A 22,148-nucleotide genomic window follows, 5' to 3' on the forward strand; every position below is an offset into this window, starting at 1 on the left:
GCCAGCTCCGGGCGCGCCACAGCAGGACCACAGGACTGATTGTGCTCGACGCCGGTGGTTACCTTTCCTCTTGCCAGTTCGTCCCGACGGTGGGACTCTGCTGGAAGGAGCGAGAGGTCCGTGAGTCCCATGGCACAAGGCACGGAGATCGACGCCGTAGCTGTCGATGAATTACAGACATCCTTTCGGGGCGAACTCGTCCGCCCGGACGATGCTGGATACGAGGAACACCGCAAGGTGTGGAACGGGTCGATTGACCGCCGTCCCGCCCTCATAGCCCGCTGCACCGGCGTCGCAGACGTGCGCGCTGCCATCCGGCTGGCCCGATCGCAGGACCTGCTGGCTGCCGTGCGCGGAGGCGGCCACAGTTTCCCGGGGCTGTCGGTCTGCGACGGCGGCATGCTGATCGATCTGGGCCCGATGAAGGGCGTCCGCGTGGACCCTGAGGCGCGGACGGTCCGTGTCCAGGCAGGCGCGCTGCTTGGCGAACTCGATCGCGAGACACAGGAGTTCGGTCTCGCCGTTCCTTCGGGAATCGTTACCCATACCGGCGTGGCCGGTCTGACGCTGGGCGGGGGTATCGGGTGGGTCATGCGCAAATACGGGCTCACGATAGATCAGCTGCGGTCCGTGGATGTGGTCACCGCCGACGGCGACCTGGTCAGGGCGAGCGAGAACGAGAACGCGGACCTCTTCTGGGGCGTGCGGGGCGGTGGCGGGAACTTCGGCGTCGTCACCGACTTCGAGTTCCGGCTGAATCCCGTGGGCCCGTACGTCACTGCGGGTCCCGTCTTCTGGGCGATGGAAGATGCCCGGGAAGTGCTCCGCTTTTACCGGGACTGGATCGCGGACTGCCCCGACGAGCTCATGACCATCGCCGTGCAACGGCGGGCCCCGGCGTTGCCCATCGTCCCGCCAGACCTGGTGGGCAAGCTCGTCATTGCGGTCACCGCCTGCTACGCGGGACCGGTCGAGGAGGGCGAACGAGTCCTGCGGCCACTCAAGGAATTCGGTTCGCCCGTGCTCGATTTTTGCCGGCCCAAGCCGTTCCTGGAGCACCAGAAGACGTTTGATCCGTCGTTCCCGCACGGCTGGCACTACTACGTCAGGTCCTGTGACGTCGCAGCTCTCAGCGACGAGGTCATCGACACCGTGGTGGAGCACGGCATGCGCATCACCTCGCCTGTAACCAGCGTCGCCCTATGGCAGATGGGCGGAGCGGTGGCAAGGATCGACGACGACGCTACCGCATTCAACGGCCGCCAGGCCGGGTTCACGTTCAACATCAACGGCAACAGCAAGACTGCCGAAGGCTTCGACGCCGAGCGCCAGTGGGCCCGCGACTATTGGTCCGCCCTGGCCCCCCACCACACCAGCGTCTACGTGAACTTCCTCATGGAAGAGGGCGAGGAGCGTGTCAGGCTCGCGTACGGTGCCGCGAAATACGACCGGCTAAAGGCCCTCAAGCGCACGTACGACCCCGCGAACTTCTTCAGGCTCAATCAGAACATCAGGCCTGACTGATGACCCTGTAATTGGAGCGGAGATCACTGCCGCGGAATGCCATCTCGACGGCGGATCACGTCCCGGACCCCAGCCCGGCCTCCGCGTAGTAGCCCTCGATGTGGTCCGCCACCAGCTGCGCCGCACGGCCGCCGTCGTGGTTGGAGATGGCCGCCAGGATGCCCCGGTGTTCAGCCCGGAGCCGTGCAGCCGTGGCATCCCAGTCCGGGAGGTGTCCGGTCAGCCGTCCGGCATAGTCCTGGATGGCTTCGCGGAGGGAGCCCATCATGGCGCTGACGACGGCGTTGCCCGCGGCATCCGCGAGGGCCAGGTGGAAGCGGACATCCAGGGCCAGGAACGCCTCCGTCTCGGCGCAGCTGTCCATCTGCTCCAGCAGCCGGGCCGCCTCGGCCAGCGCGGGCGACTCCGGGCGCGCCCGGGAAGCGGCCCAGGACTCGAGCAGTACGCGCGTCTCCACAATGTCCTTGACCGGCAGGTGCGAAGTGGCGACGTGCAGCCGGAGCGCCGAGCCCAGCGCCGCCGTCGGGTCGGCGATCACGACCGTCCCCGCCTCCGGGCCCGACCCCACGCCGGCCCGGAGCACCCCCATGGCCTCCAGGACGCGGATGGCCTCGCGGACCGAGGTGCGCGAGACCTGAAGCTGCTCGGCGAGGGAACGCTCGGCCGGAAGCCGTCCGCCCAAAGCCAGCTGACCGCTGGAGAGCTGGCCCTCAATCCACTGCAGGACAAGCTGGTGGGTACGCATGGGCCCATCCTACTTGATGTGGTTGGACCACACGCCTAGACTGTGGTTGGACCACACTCCCCCGGTGGCTGGGTTTTAGTTTTTAGTCCGGCGGGGATCCCGACATCCAGGAACACGAGACCTGCCCGGAGGCAGCAATGACGCAGACCATCGAGCCCGGCAACCCCGAGGCGCCCACCCAGCCCGAAGACACCGGCGCGGGCACCCGCCCCGCCGCGGCCACCCCGGTGATCATTCCGGCGGCCCTCAAGCGCCGCGTGCCGAAGTACTCGGACCTCGCCCCGCTGATGCAGTTCAAGAAGCCCGAGTTCAGCCGCGCCGCCCGGCTGCGGCGTGCCAGCACCATCTGGGACCTCCGCGACCAGGCCAAGCGCCGCACCCCGCAGGCCCCGTTCGACTACACCGACGGGGCGGCCGAAGCGGAGATCACCCTGCGCCGCGCCCGCGAGGCGTTCCTGGACATCGAGTTCCGGCCCGGCATCCTCCGTAATGTCTCCAAAATAGACCTGACCACCGACATCCTCGGCAAGTCGTCCCGGCTGCCGGTCGGCATCGCGCCCACCGGCTTCACCCGGATGATGCAGTCCGAGGGCGAGTACGCCGGTTCGCAGGCCGCCGCGGCCGCCGGCATCCCGTACACGCTCTCCACCATGGGCACGGCATCCATCGAGGACGTGGCCGCCGCCGCCCCGGACGGCCGGAACTGGTTCCAGCTCTACCTGTGGACCGACCGCGACCGTTCGCTGGAGCTGATCGAGCGCGCGGCCAAGGCCGGCAACGACACCCTGATGGTCACCGTGGACACCGCCGTTGCCGGGGCCCGGCTGCGCGACGTCCGCAACGGCATGACCATCCCGCCGGCGCTGACGATTAAGACCGTGCTGGACGCCTCCTACCGGCCGGCGTGGTGGTTCAACTTCCTCACCCACGAGCCGCTGACCTTCGCGTCGCTGTCCCGCTACACCGGCACCGTCGCGGACCTGATCAACTCGATGTTCGACCCCACCCTGACGTTCGATGACCTCGACTGGCTGCGCGAAACCTGGAAGGGCAAGCTGGTCGTCAAGGGTATCCAGACCGTCGAGGACGCCCGACGGGTCGTGGACCACGGGGCCGACGGTGTGGTGCTCTCCAACCACGGCGGGCGCCAGCTGGACCGCGCCCCGATCCCGTTCCACCTGCTCCCGGACGTGAAGGCGGCGTTCGAGGCGGACAACAGCGACGCGGCGATCATCCTGGACACCGGCATCATGAGCGGCGCGGACATCATCGCCGCGCTGGCCCTGGGCGCCGACTTCACGATGATCGGCCGTGCCTACCTCTACGGCCTGATGGCCGGCGGAAGGGCCGGCGTTGACCGGGCCATCGAGATTCTGGAGAAGGACATGCTCCGCACCATGGCGCTGCTGGGTGTCAGCCGGATCTCGGAGCTGACCCCGGACCACGTGCGGCTGCTCTCCAAGTAGCCTGCGCGGGCACAACAAAGGCGGCCGTGTTCTGGAGAACGCGGCCCCCTTTGTTGAGTCCGGGGTCCTAGATGAGCCCCTGGGCGAGCATCGCGTCGGCCACCTTCACGAAGCCGCCGATGTTCGCGCCCAGCACGTAGTTCCCCGGATCCCCGTATTCGTCCGCGGTGGCCGCGCAGCGGTCGTGGATCCCGACCATGATCTTGGTGAGCCGGTCCTCGGTGTGCGCGAACGACCAGGAATCGCGGCTGGCGTTCTGCTGCATCTCCAGCGCGGACGTGGCCACGCCGCCCGCGTTGGCGGCCTTGCCCGGGCCGAACAGGATGCCGGCGTCCTGGAACACCGCGACGGCCTCACGGGTCGAGGGCATGTTCGCGCCCTCCGCCACCGCGAGCAGTCCGTTGCGCACCAGCCGGGCCGCGGCGTCGCCGTCGAGCTCGTTCTGCGTGGCGCACGGCAGCGCGACGGTCGCGTCGAGGTCCCAGACGGAGCCGCCGTCCACATAGTCGACGGCGGAGCGCCGGGCCTCGTAGTCCTTCAGCCGTCCGCGCTCGACCTCCTTGATCTGGCGCAGCAGCGCGACGTCGATCCCGGCCTCGTCCACGACGTACCCGGAGGAATCCGAGCACGCCACGACGGTGGCGCCGAGCGACTGGGCCTTGGCGATGGCGTTGATGGCGACGTTGCCGGAGCCGGAGACCACCACGCGCTGCCCGTCGAAGGACTGGCCGCGCGTTTTGAGCATCTCCTCGGCGAAGATCACCGTTCCGTAGCCGGTCGCCTCGGGCCGCACCAGCGAGCCGCCCCAGGAAATGCCCTTGCCGGTGAGGACGCCGGATTCGTAGCGGTTGGTGATCCGCTTGTACTGCCCGAAAAGGTAGCCGATTTCGCGGCCGCCGACGCCGATGTCCCCGGCCGGGACGTCGGTGTACTCACCGATGTGGCGGTAGAGCTCGGTCATAAAGGCCTGGCAGAAGCGCATGATCTCGGCGTCCGAGCGTCCGCGCGGGTCGAAGTCGGAGCCGCCCTTGCCGCCGCCGATGGGCATGCCGGTCAGGGCATTCTTGAAGATCTGCTCGAAGCCGAGGAACTTCACGATGCCCAGGTTCACCGAGGGGTGGAACCGCAGGCCGCCCTTGAAGGGGCCCAGCGCCGAGTTGAACTCCACCCGGAAGCCGCGGTTGATCTGGAAGCGGCCGGCGTCGTCGGCCCAGGGGACGCGGAAGATGATCTGCCGTTCGGGTTCGCAGAGCCGTTCGAGGACGGCGCCTTCGAGGAACTCGGGGTGGCGGTCGTGGACCGGGCCGAGGCTTTCGAAGACCTCGGTGACCGCCTGGTGGAATTCCCCTTCGCCGGGGTTCCGTGCCAGCACCGTGTCCCGGATGGCTTCAAGCCGTGCGTCCATTGCAACTCCCTAACCCTGGCGCCCCTCATCGGGCGCGACCAACAAACCCTTCCATGGTGGCACCGGACGGGCGGGGATCTCCATTCGGGGACCGGAGGGCACCGCGTGTGACTAAAACGGGGTGGCGCGGGACACACGCGGGCGGGGCAGGCAACGGCGCGGCGGGCCGAACCGGCCGCGGCGGGCGGAACCGGGCTGGCTACTTCTTGCGGCCGAACTTCGGCAGGCTGGCCAGGAGGTCGGCGGCACGGGTGGCGGCCCGGCCAACGGTCCGGCCGATCTGCTGCGGCATTTTGTCCTCGCCTGCCGTGCCGACCGGAAGAACGACGGCGGGGCTCAGCGGGCTTCCCGCGGGCCGTCCGGCGAGTGCCGCGGCGGGCTCCGACGCCGGGGCGGCGGGCTGCGACGCCGGGGCGGCGGGCTGCGATGCCGGTGTGGCGGGCGGGGTGGCGGTGACGGCTGCGGCGAGGGAGTCCGGCACGGGGACGGGCTGAAGCCGGGGTTCGGCCGCCCGCGCCGGCGACGGCGACGGCGTGGCGGCAGCGCCGACGTCGAACGTCTCCAGCCAGCTGGCGATCCCGGCCAGCGGCTTGGGATTGAGTGTGTAGTAGCGCTTCTGGCCCTGGGCGCGCATGCTCACCAGGTCCGCTTCGCGGAGGACTTTCAGATGCTTGGAAATGGTGGGCTGGCTGGCCTCGAGCTCCTGGACCAGCTCCCCCACTGCTTTGTCCCCTTTGCGGAGGGACACCAGAATGTCACGCCGGGTTGCCTCAGCAATGACGGCAAATACGTCGTCTGTCACCATGCCCTCAACACTAGCGACATATACGCCGGATGGCATCCACTAATTGCGGCCCCGGGCTGTAGCCGCGGGGCATTGCCCCGTCCCGGGCGCGGTGCTAGAACGGACGCACCGCCTTCCCGGCAGGTGAGGCCGCAGCCTACCGACGCAGAGGAGTGGACCACCATGGGGGATTTCTTCCGGAATCAGCTGTTCAACATCATCGCAGCCGTGTTCCTGGCCCTGTTCGTGATCGTCTGGGGCAACGTGCTCTTCCAGGTCTGGGTGTTCGTCCCGGAGGTTCCGGGCACCCCGCCCCGGCTGAACGGCGCCGTCGTCTGCGCCGCCGGGGCGCTGTCCACCTCGCTGAGTTCACTGACCGCCTCCGCCCTGGGTTTCACCATGGCCGAGGTCCGCCGGGAGGAGCAGAGCGGGAGCGGGAAGGCCGCCAGCCAGGCCCAGGTCGGTGTCTTCGAGGCCGGCGGGATCACCACGAAGCTCTCCGGCCGGGTCATCGCGGCGTTGATGGTGTACCTCGTGGTCGGGCTGCTGGTGCTCGGCGTGTGGCTGGTGAAAGGCACCGCCTCCACCGACCTGATCGGGGCGTTCTCGCTCTCGCTGCTGGGCTGGATCATCGGCGCGGCCGGGGTGGTGTTCCAGACCGAGAAGCCCAGCCCGCAGGCCTCCGAGGCAAGTTAGCCGGAGACCCATCTACCTCACAGCAGGGGCCGTTTTCAGGGCTCATAACGGCCGCAACTGCCAGCTACTTAGTCGAACCAGGGGTCCAGCCCGTAGAGCGGGAAGATTTCCTTGCGGGTGGCCATGACGGTCCGGTCCACCTCGTCGTTCGGGTCGAAGCCGACCTCCCAGGAGCGCCACCAGAGGTCGACGTCGTCGCCCATCATTTCCGGCGCGGCGACTCCGTACTTGTCCCCGTACTTTTCCTTCACGTAACTGCGCCAGTCCTCCGGCACCGGGGTGCGCAGCGGGACGGGCCGCCCGGCCGCGATCGCGATGAGGTGGCTCCAGGCCCGCGGCACCACGGTGATGACGTTGTAGCCCCCGCCGCCGGTGGAGATCCAGCGGTTCTCGCAGTAGCGGGCCGCGAGGTTGCCGATCGCGGTGGCGGCCTCGCGCTGGGCGTCGACGCTGATGTTGAGGTGGGTGAGCGGGTCCAGCCGGTGGGAGTCGCAGCCGTGCTGGCTCACGATGACCTCGGGTTCGAAGGCGCCCACGAGCTGCGGCACGACGGCGTGGAAGGCGCGGAGCCATCCGCCGTCGCCGGTGCCGGCCGGCAGGGCGACGTTCACGGCGCTGCCCTGCGCGTTGGGCCCGCCGATCTCGTTGGCGTAGCCGGTGCCCGGGAACAGGGTCAGCCCCGTCTCGTGCAGGGAGATCGTCAGCACGCGCGGGTCGTCCCAGAAGATGCTCTGGGTTCCGTCGCCGTGGTGGGCGTCGATGTCGATGTACACCACGCGCTGCAGGCCGCCGTCGAGCAGCCGCTGGATGGCGAGGGCCGCGTCGTTGTAAATACAGAACCCGCTCGCGCGCTCGCGGGCCGCGTGGTGCATGCCCCCGCCGAAGTTCACCGCCCGGACGGCGCTGCCGTCCAGGATGGCGGCGGCGGCGAGGAGGGAGCCGCCGGCCAGCCGGGCGCTGGCCTCGTGCATCCCGGCAAAGGCCGGGTCATCCTCGGTGCCGAGGCCGCGTTCCAGGTCCGGGGTGCCGGGGTCCGCGCTGACGCGCCGCACGGCGGCGACGAATTCGGGGCTGTGGACGGTGGCCAGTTCGGCGTCGCTGGCGACGTCCGGTGCCGAGACAGTGACGTGCTCCAAGTCCAGCAGACCGAGGCTTCCGGCCAGCCTGGCCGTGAGCTCCATCCGCTCCGGGGCCATCGGGTGGCTGTGGCCGAAGTTGTAGGCGGTCATGGCGGGATCCCACACCACCGTCGTTGGCAGTGCGGCCTTGGCGAGCCCGGGAAGGTATGTCATCAATCACAGGCTACCCGAGCGCGGGGCCCCGTCCCCCAGTCATTGCGGGGGGTTTAGTGGTTTACTACTGAAGGAAGCAGTTTCAAGCGAGGAAAAGCCACACATGACGCAGAGCCAGTCGAGGTCCAAGAGCCCGGCCAACTGGCAGCCCGGTACTCCGGAGCGGGAAGGCCTGTGGGTCTTCACCCGCCTCCGCGACTTCATCGACAACATTGCCAACACCACCCCCGCCCGCCTCGCGCTGACCGCGTTCGGCATGGTGGTCCTCGTCTTCACTGGCTTGTTGTCCCTTCCGGTTTCCTCCGCCACCGGTGAAATCACCCCGTTGTACCAGGCCATGTTCACCGCCGTGTCCGCCGTCTGCGTGACCGGGTTGACGGTGGTGTCCACGGCGGTGCACTGGTCCTTCTTTGGCCAGCTCGTCATACTGGTCGGCATCTTCGTGGGCGGCCTGGGCACTCTGACGCTTGCCTCGCTGCTGGCCCTTCTGGTGAGCAAGAAGCTGGGTGTCCGCGGCAAGCTGATCGCCCAGGAGGCCATGAACACCGGCCGCCTCGGTGAGGTGGGCACCCTGCTGCGGATCGTCATCGTGACCTCGGTGGTGATCGAGGCCGCCCTGGCGCTGGCGCTGATCCCCCGGTTCCTGATGCTGGGCGAGAGCTTCGGCCAGTCGGTCTGGCACGGGGTGTTCTACGCGATTTCGTCGTTCAACAACGCCGGGTTCACCCCGCACTCGGACGGCATCGTCCCGTACGAGACCGATCTGTGGATCCTCGTCCCGCTGATGCTCGGCGTCTTCCTCGGCAGCCTGGGCTTCCCCGTGGTGATGGTGCTGCAGCAGAACGGCCTGAACTGGAAGAAATGGAACCTGCACACCAAGCTGACCATCCAGGTCTCGCTGATCCTGCTGGGCGCCGGGACCGTGCTGTGGGGGCTGATGGAATGGGAAAACGTGAGGACCATCGGCGGCATGAACGACGCGGACAAGGTCATCCACTCGCTCTTCGCCTCCGTGATGACGCGTTCCGGCGGGTTCAACCTCGTGGACCAGAACCAGATGGATTCCACCACCATGCTGCTCACCGATGCCCTGATGTTCGCCGGCGGCGGTTCGGCGTCGACCGCCGGCGGCATCAAGGTGACCACCATCGCCGTGATGTTCCTGGCGATCATGGCCGAGGCCCGCGGCGACTCCGACGTCAAGGTCTACGGCCGCACCATCCCCGAAGGCACCATGCGGGTGGCCATCTCGGTCATCGTCGCCGGCGCCACCCTCGTCGCCGTGGCCGCCATGCTGCTGCTCCACATCAGCGGCGCATCCCTGGACCGGGTGCTCTTTGAAACCATTTCCGCCTTCGCCACGGTGGGACTCAGCACGAACCTCAGTGCCGAGCTGCCGCCGTCGGGCGTTTACGTCCTCACCGCCCTGATGTTCGCCGGGCGCGTCGGGACCGTTACCCTCGCCGCTGCCCTGGCCCTGCGCCAGCGCAGCCAGCTGTACCACTACCCGGAAGAGAGACCGATCATTGGCTAGTTCCTCAGGCGCCGTCAACCGTCCCGCCCACAACGCCCCGGTGCTGGTGATCGGGCTGGGCCGTTTCGGCGCCTCCACCGCAGAACAGCTGGTCAAGCAGGGCCGCGAGGTGCTGGCCATCGAACGCGACCGGAACCTGGTGCAGAAGTGGTCCAGCACCCTGACCCACGTCGTCGAAGCCGACGCCACGAACATCGATGCGCTCCGCCAGCTCGGCGCGCAGGAGTTCAGCTCCGCCGTCGTGGGGGTGGGCACCTCGATCGAATCCTCGGTGCTGATCACCGTGAACCTCGTGGACCTCGGCATCGAGCACCTCTGGGTCAAGGCGATCACGCCCTCGCACGGCAAGATCCTGACCCGGATCGGCGCCAACCACGTGATCTACCCGGAGGCCGACGCCGGTGTCCGCGCCGCGCACCTGGTCTCCGGCCGCATGCTGGACTTCATCGAGTTCGACGACGACTTCGCGATCGTGAAGATGTACCCGCCGCGCGAAACCGTGGGCTTCACCCTGGACGAATCCAAGGTCCGCTCCAAGTACGGGGTCACGATCGTGGGCGTGAAGTCCCCGGGCGAGGACTTCACCTACGCCCGTCCGGAGACGAAGGTGTCCGCACGGGACATGCTCATTGTTTCCGGGCACGTGGACCTGCTGGAAAGGTTCGCCGCCCGGCCGTAGCGGCGCGGCGCATACCGTCTGGCGAGGCGCCAAAGCGCTGGCGCCGCCGTATTCCGGCAGCGCCAGCGCTTTTGCGCATCATGAGGCGGATTGCGCGTCGCCTGAGCTACCGAACGATCACGACCCGGCGGTCTTGGCAGCCTTCGCGGCGGCCTTGGCCGACTGCTTGCTGGCCCGCACCTTGCTCAGCGACTCCGGGTCCACAATATCAGCCACGGACAGGTAGGCGTTCTCCTGACCGTAGTGGCCGGCGGCCTCGCGCCAGCCTTCCGCCTGGAGGCCACACTGCTTTCCCAGCAGCGCTAGGAAGATCTTTGCTTTCTGCTCGCCGAATCCCGGCAATGCCTTGAGCCGGCGCAGCACCTCCGGCCCGTCGGGGTCACCCTGCGTCCAGATGGCAGTCGCGTCGCCGTTCCAGTCTTTCTGCACCGTCTCGGCAAGGGACTGGACGCGGCCGGCCATTGATCCGGGGAACCGGTGGACGGCCGGCCGTTCCTTGAACATCTCGATGAACTCCTGCGGATCGTAGGCGGCGATCGCGGCCGGATCCATGGAACCGATGCGCGTCCGGATCTTTTCCGGACCGGCAAAGGCCGATTCCATGGTCACCTGTTGGTCAAGCAGCATGCCGGTGAGCAGCGCAAACGCGTCGTCGCTGAGTAGTTGGTCCGCCGCGGGATCCCCTGTGATGTGCAGTTCCATGGGTCCCATCCTGCCACCCGGTGAGGTCCGCGTCATGGGTTGCGCCTGCGTTTGCCGCTAGCCGAGCTGTTTGGTGATCTCCGCGGCGCGTTCGGCGGCGGCGCGGGCGCCGTCAGCGATGATCGAGGGCAGGCCGCGCGCGTCAAAGGTCGCGATGGCGCGCTCGGTGGTGCCGTTGGGGCTCGTGACGGCCTTGCGCAGCGCCGTCGCATCCGCGCCCGCCTCGGCCAGCATAAGGCCCGCCCCGGCGACGGTCTCCCGGGCAATCAGCAGCGACAGCTCACGGTCCAGTCCGAGTTCGACGCCGGCGTCCGCCATCGCTTCGGCCAGATAGAACGCGTACGCCGGGCCGGAGCCGCTGATCGCGGACAGCGCGTCGACCTGGTCTTCGGGGATTTCGACGACGGTGCCCGCGGAAGCCAGCAGGTCCTTGGCGAGCTGGAGCTGCTCCGGGGAGCAGTGCGTGCCCGGCGACACCGAAATGACGCCCCGGCCCAGCTGCGCCGGGGTGTTGGGCATGCTCCGGATCACGGGCTGGCCGGCCGGCAGGGCCGCTTCCAGCTGCTCCAGCGACACCGCGGCGGCGACGGAAATAACGATCGTGTCCGGTGCCAGCGAGTCGCCGATCTCCCGGGCCAGGTCCGCGATGCCCACGGGCTTGACGCCCAGGATCACGACGCCGGAGCCGGTGGCTGCCTGCTTGTTGTTCTCCGGCTCTTCGGCGCCGGCGATCGCTGTGATGCCGTGATGCCGTTTGGCCAGCTGGTCGGCGCGTTCGGCGCGGCGGACCGTGGCGACAATGTCCGCCGGGTCGGTGCCGCCGGCGATCAGGCCGCCCATGATGGCCTCGTTCATTGATCCACAGCCCAGGAATGCGATTCGGTTACTCATGCCCCCATCATTGCAGTCCGGCCCGATTCCCAGCCAGCTCCCATCTTCAGGTCAGGGTCTTCACAAACTCCCGAACTAACGTGGTGGTTACCTCATTGAGGGTGCGAGTGATGCGGCAGGCATGCGGATGTCTGCCCGGCACCGGTGGTCTGCAGCGGGTTTCCCCCCATTTTCCCGCAGCGGACCGCCGGTGCCTTCGCCGTTAACCGGCAGCTCCGCCCCGGCGGACCCGCGGCTCCACCGCGAAGCCCCGAGGCCCCCAACGCTTTCCCGCCTCAGTCCGGGTCCTGCCCCGCTGCGCGCAGCCGGGTGTCATTCAGGCGGCTCTCCAGGAAGGCCCGGTCGGCGGTGTTTCCGGTCAGCTGCAGCGCGGCGTCGTACGCGGCGGCGGCCTCAGCGTTGCGGCCCAGCCGGGCCAGGAAGTCGGCGCGGACGGCGTGGAACGGGGAGTAGCCGTCCAGCCCGAGCGCGTCGACGAGGCGCAGGGCAGGTTCCGGGCCCTCCAGCTCGGCCAGGGCGACCGCCCGGTTGAGGGCCACGACCGGTCCGGGCGCGAGTTCGAGGAGCCGGTCGTAGAGCCGGAGGATCTGGCGCCAGTCCGTGGCGCCGCCGTCGGGCGCGTCGCTGTGGACCGCGCTGACGGCGGCCTGCAGCTGGTACGGTCCGGGCTGGTTCCGCCGCAGGCACTGCCGCACCAGGTCCTGGCCCTCCGCGATCAGGGCACGGTCCCACAAACGTCGATCCTGGTCCGCCAGGAGCACGGGGCCGCTGCCGGCTTCCCGCGCGGCGCGGCGTGACTCGGTCAGCAGCATCAGGGCCAGCAGGCCCTTCACTTCTGCTTCGTCGGGCATCAGCGCGGCCAGCAGCCGGCCCAGCCTGATCGCTTCCGCGCAGAGGTCCGCCCGGATCCGCGGCCCGCCGGAGCTGGCGCTGTAGCCCTCGTTGAAGATGAGGTACACCACCGCAAGGACCGGCGGCAGGCGCGCCGGAAGGTCCGCCCCGCGCGGCACCCGGTACGGAATCCCGGCGTCCCGGATTTTCGCCTTGGCCCGGACCAGGCGCTGGGCCATGGTGGGTTCGGGCACCAGGAAGGCGTGGGCGATTTCCGCCGTCGTGAGTCCTCCCAGCAGCCGCAGCGTCAGAGCCACCTGGGCGTTGGTGGCGAGGGCCGGGTGGCAGCAGGTGAACATCAGCCGCAGCCTGTCATCGTCCACCGTGCCCTCCCTTGAGAGTTCAGTCATCACGAGTTCCTCGGGCGTCGGGGCTGCCGGGGACCGGGCGGCCTGCAGCTGCGCGGCCCGGAGCTGTTTGTCGCCGCGTCCGGCTTCCCGGCGCAGTCGGTCGGTCGCCCGGTTCCTGGCCGTGGTGATGATCCAGCCCGCGGGGCTCGGCGGGAGGCCGGTGGAGGGCCAGTGCCGGACGGCGAGGGCGAAGGCTTCCTGGACGGCGTCCTCGGCGGAGTCGATATCCCCGAGTACTCGGGTCAGGACCGCGACGGCCCGCCCGTATTCCTTCCGGAAGACTCCGGCGATGTCCGCCTCCGCCGCGGGTGCCCCGGCGGACTCGGGCGGCGGCGGGGACCCTGTTTCGCGGACCATTTCCGGGGGCGCCTAGTGCTGGACGGGTCGCACTTCGATGGGAAGGGTGGTGGCGCGGGCCAGCTTTTCGGCCCAGCCGAGGGCGGCGTCGAGGTCCGCGGCCTCGATGACGGTGAACCCGCCGAGGTGCTCCTTGGCTTCGGCGAAGGGACCGTCAGTGATGAGCACCTCGCTGCCCTGCTGCCGCACGACGGTGGCGGCCTCGGCGGGATGCAGCCCGGCCCCGAACACCCACGCGCCGGCTTCCTCCATCTCGCGGTTCAGGGCCTCGACGTCCCGCATGATCGGCTCCAGGAATTCCGGGGCCGGGGTGGGGCCATCGGGCTGGTAGACGCTGAGCAGGTACTGTGCCATGGTGCTGTCCTCCTTGACGATCCGGCCGGTCCTGTACCGGCCTCTCACCTACTAGACGAACGGGCCGCCCCCGGATCGACACATCCCTGCCGGCACTCAGGCCTGAGGGAAACCCGTCACCGGGCGCCGGTCGACTGGGATTTCGAAGCGTCCGGCGCCTCTGAATCGGGTGACTGCGGCCCCGCGGGGTGGTCCGTCTGGGTCACGTGGGGTGCCGGGTCCAGCGGGCCCTCGAACACCAGCTGATCCAGCCGGCGGAGGATCAGGCCTTCGCGGAGCGCCCAGGGGCAGATCTCCATGCTCGGAAACTCGAACATCTCCAGGGCCGCTTCCGCCACCAGGGCCCCGGCCAGGAGCTGCGGGGCGCGGGCTTCGGAGACACCGGGCAGGTTCAGCCGGTCCTCCACCTCCATCGCCGAGATGCGTTGCGCCCACAGGCCCAGGTCCGTGGCGAACAGTTCCCGCTTGACGTAGGGGCCCGCGGCGCTCGGCGCGGCACCGGCGATCCGCGCCAGCGAGCGGAAAGTCTTGGAGGTGCCCGCGACATGGTTTGCCCTGCCGAGCTTCGCGAAGTCGCGCACCACCGGCTTGAGCGTGGTCCGGATATAGCGGCGGAGTTCCTTCACGCTCTTGGCCGAGGGCGGGTCCTCCTGCAGCCAGTCCCGGGTAAGCCGGCTCGCTCCGAGCGGGACGGAGGTCGCGAGTTCGGGGAGTTCATCCTCCCCGTAGGCCATCTCGAAGGAGCCGCCGCCGATGTCAAGGTTCAGGATGGGCCCGGCGCCCCAGCCGTACCAGCGGCGGACCGCGAAGAACGTCATCGAGGCCTCTTCGCTGCCGGTCAGTTCCCGCAGCGTCACGGTGGTCTCATGCTTGACCCGTGCCAGCACCTCCGGGCCGTTGGTGGCCTCGCGGATGGCGGAGGTACAGAACGCCAGCAGGTCTTCGGCCTTGTGCTTGGCCGCGAATTCCCAGGCTTCGAGGACGAATTCGATCAGCTCATGCTGGCCGGCGTCGTTGATGCTGCCGTCGCTCTCGAGAAACTGCACGAGGGAAAGCGGGCGCTTGTGCGAGGCGAAGGGCACAGGACGCGCACCGGGGTGGGCATCCACGAGCAGGAGGTGAACGGTGTTTGATCCAATATCGAGGACGCCAAGACGCATAGTGTCATTATTGCCCCCGGGAACGCGGCCCGCCTAACGGGCCGGCCGCGCCCCGAATGTCGGCTTAGGCCTGATCGTCCGGGCCGGACACGTCTTCGGGCTCGTCGGCGGGCTTGAAGTCCCGGCGGATGTTCGCCACGCCTTCCGGATCGATTTCGAAGCCGAAGGCTGCGCCGGGGTTGATGACCATGCCGAGGTCGTCGCCGAGGTTGCCCAGAATCGCGGCGCCCTGGGTGCCGAGCACGTTGGGGGCGGCGGCCAGGTACTGCTCGGTGACGCGGCTCGGGTGGGAGAACACGGCCAGGACAGGCTTCCCGGCGGAGTTGGCGAGCACCAGCGGCTCAACCTGGGAATCGGCGCCTTCGAGCGCGTCGGAGCTGACGATGTAGACCTCGTTGTTGAGGAAGGCGAGGATGACGTCAACGGGGTTGGCGTCGGGCTCCTCCCCCTTGGCAAGCTGCTCTTCGAGGTCGTTCAGCGGCTGGAGGTCCAGGTGATCGGGCTGTTCAGTCATGTCTCTACTCGACCACGTTGCGCCCGGCTCCGCAAACGCGAAATCGCCGGAAGCGCAGGGAGCCGCCGGAAACTTCCGGCGGATACGCATGCTTCCGGCGACTTCGGCACGGTTTGGGCAGACCCCTACTTCTTGGCGGCAGCCTTGCGGGCCGGGGCCTTGCGCGCCGTCGTCGTGCGCTTGACCGGGCCCTTGGCGCGCTTCTCCGCGAGGAGTTCGACGGCCTGTTCCCGGGTGAGCTCCTCCAGCGAGGTGGAGCGCGGCACGGTGATGTTGGTGACGCCGTCGGTGATGTACGGGCCGAAGCGGCCTTCCTTCACCACGATGTTCTTCTCCGAGACCGGGTCCGGACCGAATTCGGCCAGCGGCGCGACGGCGGCGCGGGCGCCGCGCTGCTTGGGCTGGGAGTAGATCTCCAGGGCCTGCTCCAGCGTGATCGTGAAGATTTCCTCTTCCGAGCCGATGGACCGGGAGTCCGTGCCCTTCTTCAGGTACGGGCCGAAGCGGCCGTTCTGCACGGTGATCGGGTTGCCTTCGGCGTCCTGGCCGAGCACCCGGGGCAGGCTCATGAGCTGCAGGGCCTCGTCCAGGGTGATGGTGTCCACGCTCATCGAGGCGAACAGCGAGCCGGTGCGGGGTTTGGCCTTCACCGGCTTCTTCGGCGGCTTGGGCTTGCCGTTCTTGTAGTACTCGACCGGCTGGTTGGCGAGCTGTTCCTCGGTCATCTCCGGGATGACTTCGGTGACGTAGGCGCCGTAGCGGCCGTTCTTGGCGACGACGGTGTGCCCGGTGTGCGGGTCCGCGCCGAGCACCCGCTCCTCGGGGGCGGCGGTTTCCATCAGCTCGACCGCCTTGGCCGCGGTGAGCTCATCCGGGGCCAGGTCCTCGGGGACGTTGGCGCGGGCGGCCTCAACCACTTCGCCGGTCTTCGGATCGACCGTGGGGACGGAGCTCTCCAGGTACGGGCCGAACTTTCCGACCCGCAGGGTGATGCCCTCGGTGATCGGGATGGAGTTGATTTCGCGGGCGTCGATCTCACCGAGGTTGTTGACGATGCTCAGCAGCCCGGGGTTGGAGTCCTCGCCGAAGTAGAAGTGCTTGAGCCAGGCGGGCCCCTCGGCCTGGCCGTTGGCGATCTTGTCCAGGTCCGCTTCCATGTCTGCCGTGAACTCGTAGTCCACATAGTCGTGGAAGTGCTGTTCGAGCAGCCGGATCACGGAGAACGCGATCCAGCTCGGGACCAGCGCGGAGCCCTGCTTCCGGACGTAGCCGCGGTCCTGGATGGTGGAAATGGTGGAGGCATAGGTCGACGGGCGGCCGATGCCCTTCTTTTCCAGCTCGGCGGTCAGCGACGCTTCGGTGAAGCGCGGCGGCGGGGACGTCTCGTGCCCGATGGCGGCAATCTCCGAGGCGGTGAGCGCGTCGTCCTTGGCCACGTTCGGCAGCCGGCGGGCCTCGTCGGATTCGTCGTCGCCGCGGCTTTCGTCCTTGCCCTCTTCGTAGGCGGCGAGGAAGCCGGGGAAGGTGATGACGGTGCCGGAGGCAGAGAACTCGGCGTCGCGGCCGTCGGCAGCGACGGCGCCGAGGCGGATCGTGGCGGTGGAGCCCTTGGCGTCGGCCATCTGCGAGGCGACGGTGCGCTTCCAGATCAGCTCGTAAAGACGGAACTCGTCGCCGGAGAGCTGCTTGGCCACCTGGGCCGGGGTGCGGAAGGAGTCACCGGCGGGGCGGATGGCCTCGTGGGCCTCCTGCGCGTTCGCGGCCTTGCCGCTGTAGACGCGCGGGGAGGCGGGAACGTATTCCGGGCCGTACAGCTCGGAGGCCTGGCGCCGCGCGGCCGTGACGGCCTCGTTGCTCAGCGCGGAGGAGTCCGTACGCATATAGGTGATGTAGCCGTTTTCGTACAGCCGCTGTGCCACCTGCATGGTGCTCTTGGAGGAGAAGCGCAGCTTGCGGCCGGCCTCCTGCTGCAGCGTCGAGGTGGTGAACGGCGCGGCCGGGCGGCGGGTGTACGGCTTGGTGTCGACGGAGCGGACGCGGAAATCGGCGTCCTGCAGGCCGGCGGCGAGGGAGGTGGCGAGGTCCTGGTTGAGGTGCACGGCGTTGCGGGAGGTGAGCTCGCCGCTGTCGTTGAAGTCGCGGCCGCTGGCGACCTTGGCGCCGTCGACCATTGCCAGCTTCGCTTTGAACGAGCCGGACCCCGCGCCGAACTGGCCGGTGAGGTCCCAGTAGGAAGCCGACTTGAAGGCCATCCGCTCACGCTCGCGGTCCACGACCATGCGGGTCACGACGGACTGCACGCGGCCGGCGGAGAGGCCCCGGGCCACCTTGCGCCACAGCACCGGGGAGATCTCGTAGCCGTAGAGGCGGTCCAGCACGCGCCGGGTTTCCTGCGCGTCCACCAGGTCCTGGTCGACGTCGCGCAGGTTGTCCATGGCGCGGTGGATGGCTTCCTTGGTGATTTCACCGAAGGTCATCCGGTAGACCGGCACCTTGGGCTTGAGCACTTCCAGCAGGTGCCACGCGATGGCCTCGCCCTCGCGGTCCCCATCGGTTGCGAGATAGAGAGCGTCAGCGTCTTTGAGCTGGGCCTTGAGCTCGGCAACCTTTTTCTTCTTGTCCGGGGACACCACGTAGTACGGCTTGAAGTCGTTATCAACGTCGACGGCGAACTTGCCCACCGAGGTTTTCTTCAACTCCGCCGGCAGTTCCGACGGCTGCGGGAGGTCGCGGATGTGACCAATGGAGGCCTCAACGATGAAGCCCTCGCCGAGGTACTTGGCGATGGTCTTGCTCTTGGCGGGAGACTCCACAATCACGAGTTTCTTACCGGTTTTGGCCTTGCTTGGCACGGTGCTCCTACAGAAAAAGGTTGCTCGGGCAGATGCGCCCATACCCGCCTAGTTCACCATATTTTGCGGATTCCCGCGCATCCAGCCCCAAACGGAGGGGCCCCGGGCGCGACTTCCGGACGTAATGAACCCCCGCCAGGCAGGCCTTCGCCGGGCCCGGCCGGGGCGGCCCGACCAGCTGTCAGGCGGGGCTGCCGGAAGGCTTCGCCGGAGGCTTTCCGCGGTCATCCGGGATCATCGACCACAGGGTCGCCATCCGCTCGGCCCCGTCGGGGACCTGGTCCGGATCCTCCAGCTCGTAGTCCCGCAAAAGCTCGAAGAGCCGATTGTTCAGCTCCTCCCGCTGCTCCGGGGTCAGATAGAGCAGGTTGCTGGCCAGCACCACGGAGGAGGGCCCGTCCACGGCCTCGCCGCGCTGGCGCTGCTCGTCGCGGGTCTTGGCGTAGGCGCTGACGCGCCGGCGGTAGGCGTCCAGTTCAAGGTCCAGCACGGCGAATTCGGGGCTCGCCACGCCGCCGCCCGAGTTGATGGTGAAGTCGGTGCCCGCCGCTTTCCAGCGGCGCTCCCGCGCGTCGCCGGCGGTGGCGGCCGGGACCACAATGCCCCACTTCTGCAGCGCGCGCAGGTGGTAGCTCATGGCGCTCGGGGTGAGGCCGGTCTGCGCGGCGAGTTCGGTGGCGGTCCGGCTCACCTGGGTTGAATACAGTTCGGAGATGACTTCCAGCCGGGCGGCGTGGGCCAGCGCCCGGATCGCTTTCGGGTCGGTGATCTCCACTTTCTTCTCCGGGCGCTGCCGGCGTGTGGACGCCGGAGGGACCGGTGACTCCGCCATTGGGGTTTCTGCATTCACAGCACCAGTCTACCGAGCTTCGCCAAACTATGAAAGAAATGCTTGACACCAAAATGTACCGCAGAGTAGCTTGCTATCTATGAAACAGGCATTTCATACGGCGCCGGGTGACGCCCCGCCCGCGCAGCCCCTCTGGCGCAACGGGGACTTCGTCCTGGCCAGCAGTGCCCGCTTCATCGCCACGGCCGGCATGGGGGCCGTCATCATCAGCGTCATGCTACACCTCCAGAACCTCGCCGCCGCCGGCCAGACGGCCATCGCCGGACCCTGGCTCGTGGCGGCCTATCTGCTCTGCTCGGCGCTCCCCCTGGTGCTGCTGGCGCCGTGGGCGGGCCGGCTGGCCGACACCCGGGATTCCAGGACGCTGGCGACGGCGTCCTCCGTGGTCAGTGCCGCCGCGGTCGCCGGGATGGGGCTGGGCATGCAGTATCTGGACAACTATCTACCGGTGCTGTTCGCCATGACGTTCCTCCTCGACACCGCCCAGGCGGTGGCCGGTCCGACCTGGCAGGCCCTGCTGCCCCGGATCGTGGGCGAGGAACGGACCCCGCAGGCGCTGGGCACCATGCAGGCCACCATCATGATCGCCAGCATGGTTGGACCGGCGGCCGGGGGGCTGCTCAGCGGCTGGGGCGGATCCGGCCTGGTGTTTGCGGTGGCCAGCGGCTGCTACCTGGCGATGGGCGCGGCCGCCATGCTGATCCGGACCCGCCGCGGCACGGCCGCCGAACGGGTCGGCAAAGAGCCTCCGGCCCTGCTGGACGGGCTGCGCCTGATCCGGCGTGACGGCCTGGTCTGGGCTCTGGTCCTCGGCGCGCTGTTCTTCATCACCGTCGGCGAGGCGACCAACGTCCTTGAGGTGTTCCTGGCCCGGGACGAACTCGGCGCCACGGAGACGCAGTACGGGCTGCTGGCCGCGTCGTTCGGCCTCGGGATGGCGTCCGGGGCGGGGCTGGCCAGCCGGATCACGACCCACCACACCCGGCTGCGCGCGCTGCTGGTCTCGATGGCCCTGACCTCGGCCTTCCTGGGGATCATTTCCCTGGTGCCGAACATGGAACTGTTGTTCATCGCTTACACCGCCATGGGGGCCAGTTGCGGGATGCTGAATGCGTGCTTCGGGGCGATTGCGATCATGCGGATCCCGGAAAGCGGCCGCGGCCAGGCCATGGCGATCATCGGCGGCATGACCCGTGCGGTCGCCATCGGGGCGCTCGCGCTGGGCGGGCTGCTCGGTGCCCTGCTCCCCATCCGGGTGAGCTTCCTGGTCGCCGGGGTGGGCGGGGTCCTGGCGGCCCTGGCCGTCACCGCGTACGTCCTGCCGCGCTACGGCCGTGAGGGCACGGCAGGCCCCGCGGTTCCCGCCGCCGGGACTGAACCGGCGGCGGCGTCAGGCGGGCAGCAGGAAGCCGTCGCGGACCAGGTTCCCCACCTCGGTGAGGACGCCGGCGCGGAAGGTCCCGGCGTCCCAGTCCTCGCCCCCGCCCAGGAGCGCCTCAAGGGCGCCGATGATCTGCCCGACGGACAGGTCGCCGTCGCACGCTGAGACGAAGCCGGCCAGCTCGGTGCTGAGCAGGTTGGTGCGGCGCAGTCCGGCGCCCTGGCGCAGCAGGATGACGCCGGGGTGTTCGGCTCCGGGGCGCTGGTGCCGCTCCTCGGTGACGTCCTCGGCCACGAGCAGGTGCGCCGCCGCCAGATCATGGGCGGCCAGCCAGTCGGCGCGTTCCACGGCGGCACCCAGGTGCGGGCCGACGGGCTGCTCGATCGGATAGGTGATCTCCTCGAAGCGCCGCAGCGCCGGGGTGGCGCCGTCGGCGGGCCGCCGCAGCCAGATCATCCCGAAGCCGATGGCCTCGACGCTGCGGGAGGCGAAATCGTCCAGGTACGCGGCGTACGAGTCCTGGTAGAGCCGCCTGTCGCGGGCCTCGGAGGCGTCCTGCAGCCAGGTTTCGGCGTACTGTTCCGGGCTGACCTGCTCGCGCTGGATGAACCAGGCGTCCGCGTTCGGGCCGGCCCAGCGTTGGGGCCGCTCGTCCCAGGCCGCGCCCGCCGGGATTTCCCAGTTGCCCAGGAGCTGGGCTGTTCCGCCGGGGGTCAGGACCGAAGGGAGGTCGCGGACCAGCGCGGCGACGATGTCGTCGCCCGGCAGACCGCCGTCGCGGTAGGTGAACTGGTCGCCGGCGGCCTCCCCCAGGCCGCGCGGCGTGATCACGAACGGCGGGTTGGAGACCACCAGCTCAAACTCCTCGCCCGCCACCGGATCGAGCAGGGAGCCACGGCGCAGGCTCACCCGGGCTTCCGGATCGGAGGGGTCCAGGTGCAGCTGGCCGGCGTTGAGGAGCAGGTTGAAGCGGGTGAACGCGAGGGCGCGGTCGGAGATGTCGGTGGCCGTCACGTGCTCGGCGTGGTGGAGCAGGTGGAAGGTCTGGATGCCGCAGCCGGTGCCGAGGTCCAGGGCCCGGGCCACGTGCCGGCGCGCGGTGACCTGCACCAGGGTGGTGGAGGCCTGCCCGATCCCGAGGACGTGGTCGTGGCGCAGCACCCCGGGGCGCTGGTGGGCGGCGAGGTCGCTGGCCACCCAGAGCTCGGCGCCGCCGCTGCTGACAGTGCTTTCCCTCCGGGCGTCTTCCCCCTGAGTGCCTTCCCCCTGGGTGTCTTCCCCCTGAGCGTCTTCCCCGGCGATTCCGTCCCAGCCGTAGGGCCGCAGGTCCACCTTCGCCTGGATCAGGCCGTCGGCGGACGGCTCCACGAGGCCCAGTTCGCGCAGGCCCGTCGTGCGGATGCCGGGCAGGGCGGCGTCGAGGGTGGCCGCGGGCTGCGGTTCGGCCAGCAGCCAGAAGCGGACGACGGCGGCGAGCGCCGCCGTCGTCGGCTCCCCGTGGCGGGCCGTCTCGGTGACGATCAGCGCGGGAACCAGCTGGTCCCGGCCCAGAGCGCTGTGCGCGGCCGCGCCGAGCAGTGCGGCGACGCCGTCAACGGTGTAGCCGATACCGCGCAGGTCCGTGGCCAGGGCCTCGAGCAGGCCGGGGAGGTCGCTGCGCGGGGCGTCGGGGGTGTTGCCGGCCGTGAAATGCGTTGAGGGAGTCACCGGACAAGTTTAGT

General features: G+C 69.0%; 18 protein-coding genes and 1 pseudogene. 6 read left to right on the forward strand and 13 right to left on the reverse strand.

From position 1 onward, the window contains the following. Positions 1 to 129: 129 nt before the first annotated feature. Complete coding sequence (locus tag AC06G6_RS16690) at positions 130 to 1,524, forward strand: FAD-binding oxidoreductase (RefSeq protein ID WP_479828730.1); 1,395 nt, start codon at positions 130 to 132, stop codon at positions 1,522 to 1,524. Between the two features lie 55 nt (positions 1,525 to 1,579). Here the strand turns inward: AC06G6_RS16690 and AC06G6_RS16695 are convergent, their stop codons facing one another. After that, positions 1,580 to 2,269 carry a FadR/GntR family transcriptional regulator gene (locus AC06G6_RS16695; RefSeq protein ID WP_479823883.1) on the reverse strand — a complete coding sequence of 230 codons (690 nt, stop codon included), beginning with the start codon at positions 2,267 to 2,269 and terminating at the stop codon, positions 1,580 to 1,582. A gap of 137 nt (positions 2,270 to 2,406) precedes the next feature. Between AC06G6_RS16695 and AC06G6_RS16700 the strand changes: the two genes are divergently transcribed. Beyond that, positions 2,407 to 3,735 carry an alpha-hydroxy acid oxidase gene (locus tag AC06G6_RS16700; protein WP_479823885.1) on the forward strand — a complete coding sequence of 443 codons (1,329 nt, stop codon included), beginning with the start codon at positions 2,407 to 2,409 and terminating at the stop codon, positions 3,733 to 3,735. A 67-nt stretch (positions 3,736 to 3,802) separates the two neighbouring features. Here the strand turns inward: AC06G6_RS16700 and gdhA are convergent, their stop codons facing one another. Further along, positions 3,803 to 5,140, reverse strand: coding sequence for an NADP-specific glutamate dehydrogenase (gene gdhA, locus AC06G6_RS16705; protein ID WP_479823887.1), 1,338 nt, complete (start codon positions 5,138 to 5,140; stop codon positions 3,803 to 3,805). 199 nt (positions 5,141 to 5,339) lie between these two features. Continuing rightward, entirely contained in the window at positions 5,340 to 5,945 is a 606-nt protein-coding gene (locus tag AC06G6_RS16710) for an ArsR/SmtB family transcription factor (RefSeq protein WP_479823889.1), read from the reverse strand. A gap of 162 nt (positions 5,946 to 6,107) precedes the next feature. On the opposite strand from AC06G6_RS16710, the gene AC06G6_RS16715 reads away from it, so the two are divergent. Then, positions 6,108 to 6,620 (forward strand): hypothetical protein, encoded by a 513-nt coding sequence (locus AC06G6_RS16715; RefSeq protein ID WP_479823892.1) that lies wholly within the window; start codon positions 6,108 to 6,110, stop codon positions 6,618 to 6,620. A gap of 68 nt (positions 6,621 to 6,688) precedes the next feature. On the opposite strand, the gene AC06G6_RS16720 is transcribed toward AC06G6_RS16715, so the two are convergent. Beyond that, the gene (locus tag AC06G6_RS16720) at positions 6,689 to 7,912 is read right to left on the reverse strand and encodes an acetoin utilization protein AcuC (protein WP_479823894.1); all 1,224 of its coding nucleotides are present in this window, start codon (positions 7,910 to 7,912) and stop codon (positions 6,689 to 6,691) included. A 103-nt stretch (positions 7,913 to 8,015) separates the two neighbouring features. On the opposite strand from AC06G6_RS16720, the gene AC06G6_RS16725 reads away from it, so the two are divergent. After that, positions 8,016 to 9,446, forward strand: a complete 1,431-nt coding sequence (locus tag AC06G6_RS16725; RefSeq protein ID WP_479823896.1) for a TrkH family potassium uptake protein — start codon at positions 8,016 to 8,018, stop codon at positions 9,444 to 9,446. 40 nt (positions 9,447 to 9,486) lie between these two features. Next, positions 9,487 to 10,125: a potassium channel family protein gene (locus tag AC06G6_RS16730; RefSeq protein ID WP_479828733.1), complete on the forward strand. Its 639-nt coding sequence runs from the start codon at positions 9,487 to 9,489 to the stop codon at positions 10,123 to 10,125. A 117-nt stretch (positions 10,126 to 10,242) separates the two neighbouring features. Here the strand turns inward: AC06G6_RS16730 and AC06G6_RS16735 are convergent, their stop codons facing one another. The 8 genes from AC06G6_RS16735 to AC06G6_RS16770 all read right to left on the reverse strand — a co-directional run bounded on the left by AC06G6_RS16735 (position 10,243) and on the right by AC06G6_RS16770 (position 19,046). Continuing rightward, a complete protein-coding gene (locus AC06G6_RS16735) occupies positions 10,243 to 10,827 on the reverse strand; it encodes an HhH-GPD-type base excision DNA repair protein (RefSeq protein WP_479823898.1) in 585 nt (194 codons plus the stop codon). A 57-nt stretch (positions 10,828 to 10,884) separates the two neighbouring features. Then, complete coding sequence (gene proC / locus AC06G6_RS16740) at positions 10,885 to 11,718, reverse strand: pyrroline-5-carboxylate reductase (RefSeq protein WP_479823900.1); 834 nt, start codon at positions 11,716 to 11,718, stop codon at positions 10,885 to 10,887. Between the two features lie 275 nt (positions 11,719 to 11,993). Beyond that, entirely contained in the window at positions 11,994 to 13,316 is a 1,323-nt protein-coding gene (locus tag AC06G6_RS16745; protein WP_479823902.1) for an RNA polymerase sigma factor, read from the reverse strand. A 12-nt stretch (positions 13,317 to 13,328) separates the two neighbouring features. After that, positions 13,329 to 13,670, reverse strand: a complete 342-nt coding sequence (locus AC06G6_RS16750; protein WP_479823904.1) for a YciI family protein — start codon at positions 13,668 to 13,670, stop codon at positions 13,329 to 13,331. Between the two features lie 116 nt (positions 13,671 to 13,786). Beyond that, positions 13,787 to 14,830, reverse strand: coding sequence for a Ppx/GppA phosphatase family protein (locus AC06G6_RS16755; RefSeq protein ID WP_479823908.1), 1,044 nt, complete (start codon positions 14,828 to 14,830; stop codon positions 13,787 to 13,789). A gap of 64 nt (positions 14,831 to 14,894) precedes the next feature. Beyond that, a complete protein-coding gene (locus AC06G6_RS16760; protein WP_479823910.1) occupies positions 14,895 to 15,344 on the reverse strand; it encodes an SseB family protein in 450 nt (149 codons plus the stop codon). 125 nt (positions 15,345 to 15,469) lie between these two features. Then, positions 15,470 to 18,196: a type I DNA topoisomerase gene (gene topA, locus AC06G6_RS16765; RefSeq protein WP_479823912.1), complete on the reverse strand. Its 2,727-nt coding sequence runs from the start codon at positions 18,194 to 18,196 to the stop codon at positions 15,470 to 15,472. Between the two features lie 181 nt (positions 18,197 to 18,377). After that, positions 18,378 to 19,046, reverse strand: a complete 669-nt coding sequence (locus AC06G6_RS16770; protein WP_479823914.1) for an ArsR/SmtB family transcription factor — start codon at positions 19,044 to 19,046, stop codon at positions 18,378 to 18,380. A gap of 214 nt (positions 19,047 to 19,260) precedes the next feature. On the opposite strand from AC06G6_RS16770, the pseudogene AC06G6_RS16775 reads away from it, so the two are divergent. Next, a pseudogene (locus AC06G6_RS16775) lies at positions 19,261 to 20,337 on the forward strand (MFS transporter); the annotation flags it as partial. 99 nt (positions 20,338 to 20,436) lie between these two features. On the opposite strand, the gene AC06G6_RS16780 reads toward AC06G6_RS16775, so the two are convergent. Beyond that, positions 20,437 to 22,134, reverse strand: a complete 1,698-nt coding sequence (locus tag AC06G6_RS16780; protein WP_479823916.1) for a DUF7059 domain-containing protein — start codon at positions 22,132 to 22,134, stop codon at positions 20,437 to 20,439. Positions 22,135 to 22,148: the final 14 nt, after the last annotated feature.

This window comes from Arthrobacter sp. CJL-S3 (genome assembly GCF_056711635.1).

What these genes read in the sequence shown, in the direction of transcription:
- AC06G6_RS16690 (WP_479828730.1), top strand. Translation starts at nt 130, where the DNA reads ATGGCACAAGGCACGGAGATCGACGCCGTAGCTGTCGATGAATTACAG.
- AC06G6_RS16695 (WP_479823883.1), bottom strand. Translation starts at nt 2,269, where the DNA reads ATGCGTACCCACCAGCTTGTCCTGCAGTGGATTGAGGGCCAGCTCTCC.
- AC06G6_RS16700 (WP_479823885.1), top strand. Translation starts at nt 2,407, where the DNA reads ATGACGCAGACCATCGAGCCCGGCAACCCCGAGGCGCCCACCCAGCCC.
- gdhA (WP_479823887.1), bottom strand. Translation starts at nt 5,140, where the DNA reads ATGGACGCACGGCTTGAAGCCATCCGGGACACGGTGCTGGCACGGAAC.
- AC06G6_RS16710 (WP_479823889.1), bottom strand. Translation starts at nt 5,945, where the DNA reads ATGGTGACAGACGACGTATTTGCCGTCATTGCTGAGGCAACCCGGCGT.
- AC06G6_RS16715 (WP_479823892.1), top strand. Translation starts at nt 6,108, where the DNA reads ATGGGGGATTTCTTCCGGAATCAGCTGTTCAACATCATCGCAGCCGTG.
- AC06G6_RS16720 (WP_479823894.1), bottom strand. Translation starts at nt 7,912, where the DNA reads ATGACATACCTTCCCGGGCTCGCCAAGGCCGCACTGCCAACGACGGTG.
- AC06G6_RS16725 (WP_479823896.1), top strand. Translation starts at nt 8,016, where the DNA reads ATGACGCAGAGCCAGTCGAGGTCCAAGAGCCCGGCCAACTGGCAGCCC.
- AC06G6_RS16735 (WP_479823898.1), bottom strand. Translation starts at nt 10,827, where the DNA reads ATGGAACTGCACATCACAGGGGATCCCGCGGCGGACCAACTACTCAGC.
- proC (WP_479823900.1), bottom strand. Translation starts at nt 11,718, where the DNA reads ATGAGTAACCGAATCGCATTCCTGGGCTGTGGATCAATGAACGAGGCC.
- AC06G6_RS16745 (WP_479823902.1), bottom strand. Translation starts at nt 13,316, where the DNA reads ATGGTCCGCGAAACAGGGTCCCCGCCGCCGCCCGAGTCCGCCGGGGCA.
- AC06G6_RS16750 (WP_479823904.1), bottom strand. Translation starts at nt 13,670, where the DNA reads ATGGCACAGTACCTGCTCAGCGTCTACCAGCCCGATGGCCCCACCCCG.
- AC06G6_RS16755 (WP_479823908.1), bottom strand. Translation starts at nt 14,830, where the DNA reads ATGCGTCTTGGCGTCCTCGATATTGGATCAAACACCGTTCACCTCCTG.
- AC06G6_RS16760 (WP_479823910.1), bottom strand. Translation starts at nt 15,344, where the DNA reads ATGACTGAACAGCCCGATCACCTGGACCTCCAGCCGCTGAACGACCTC.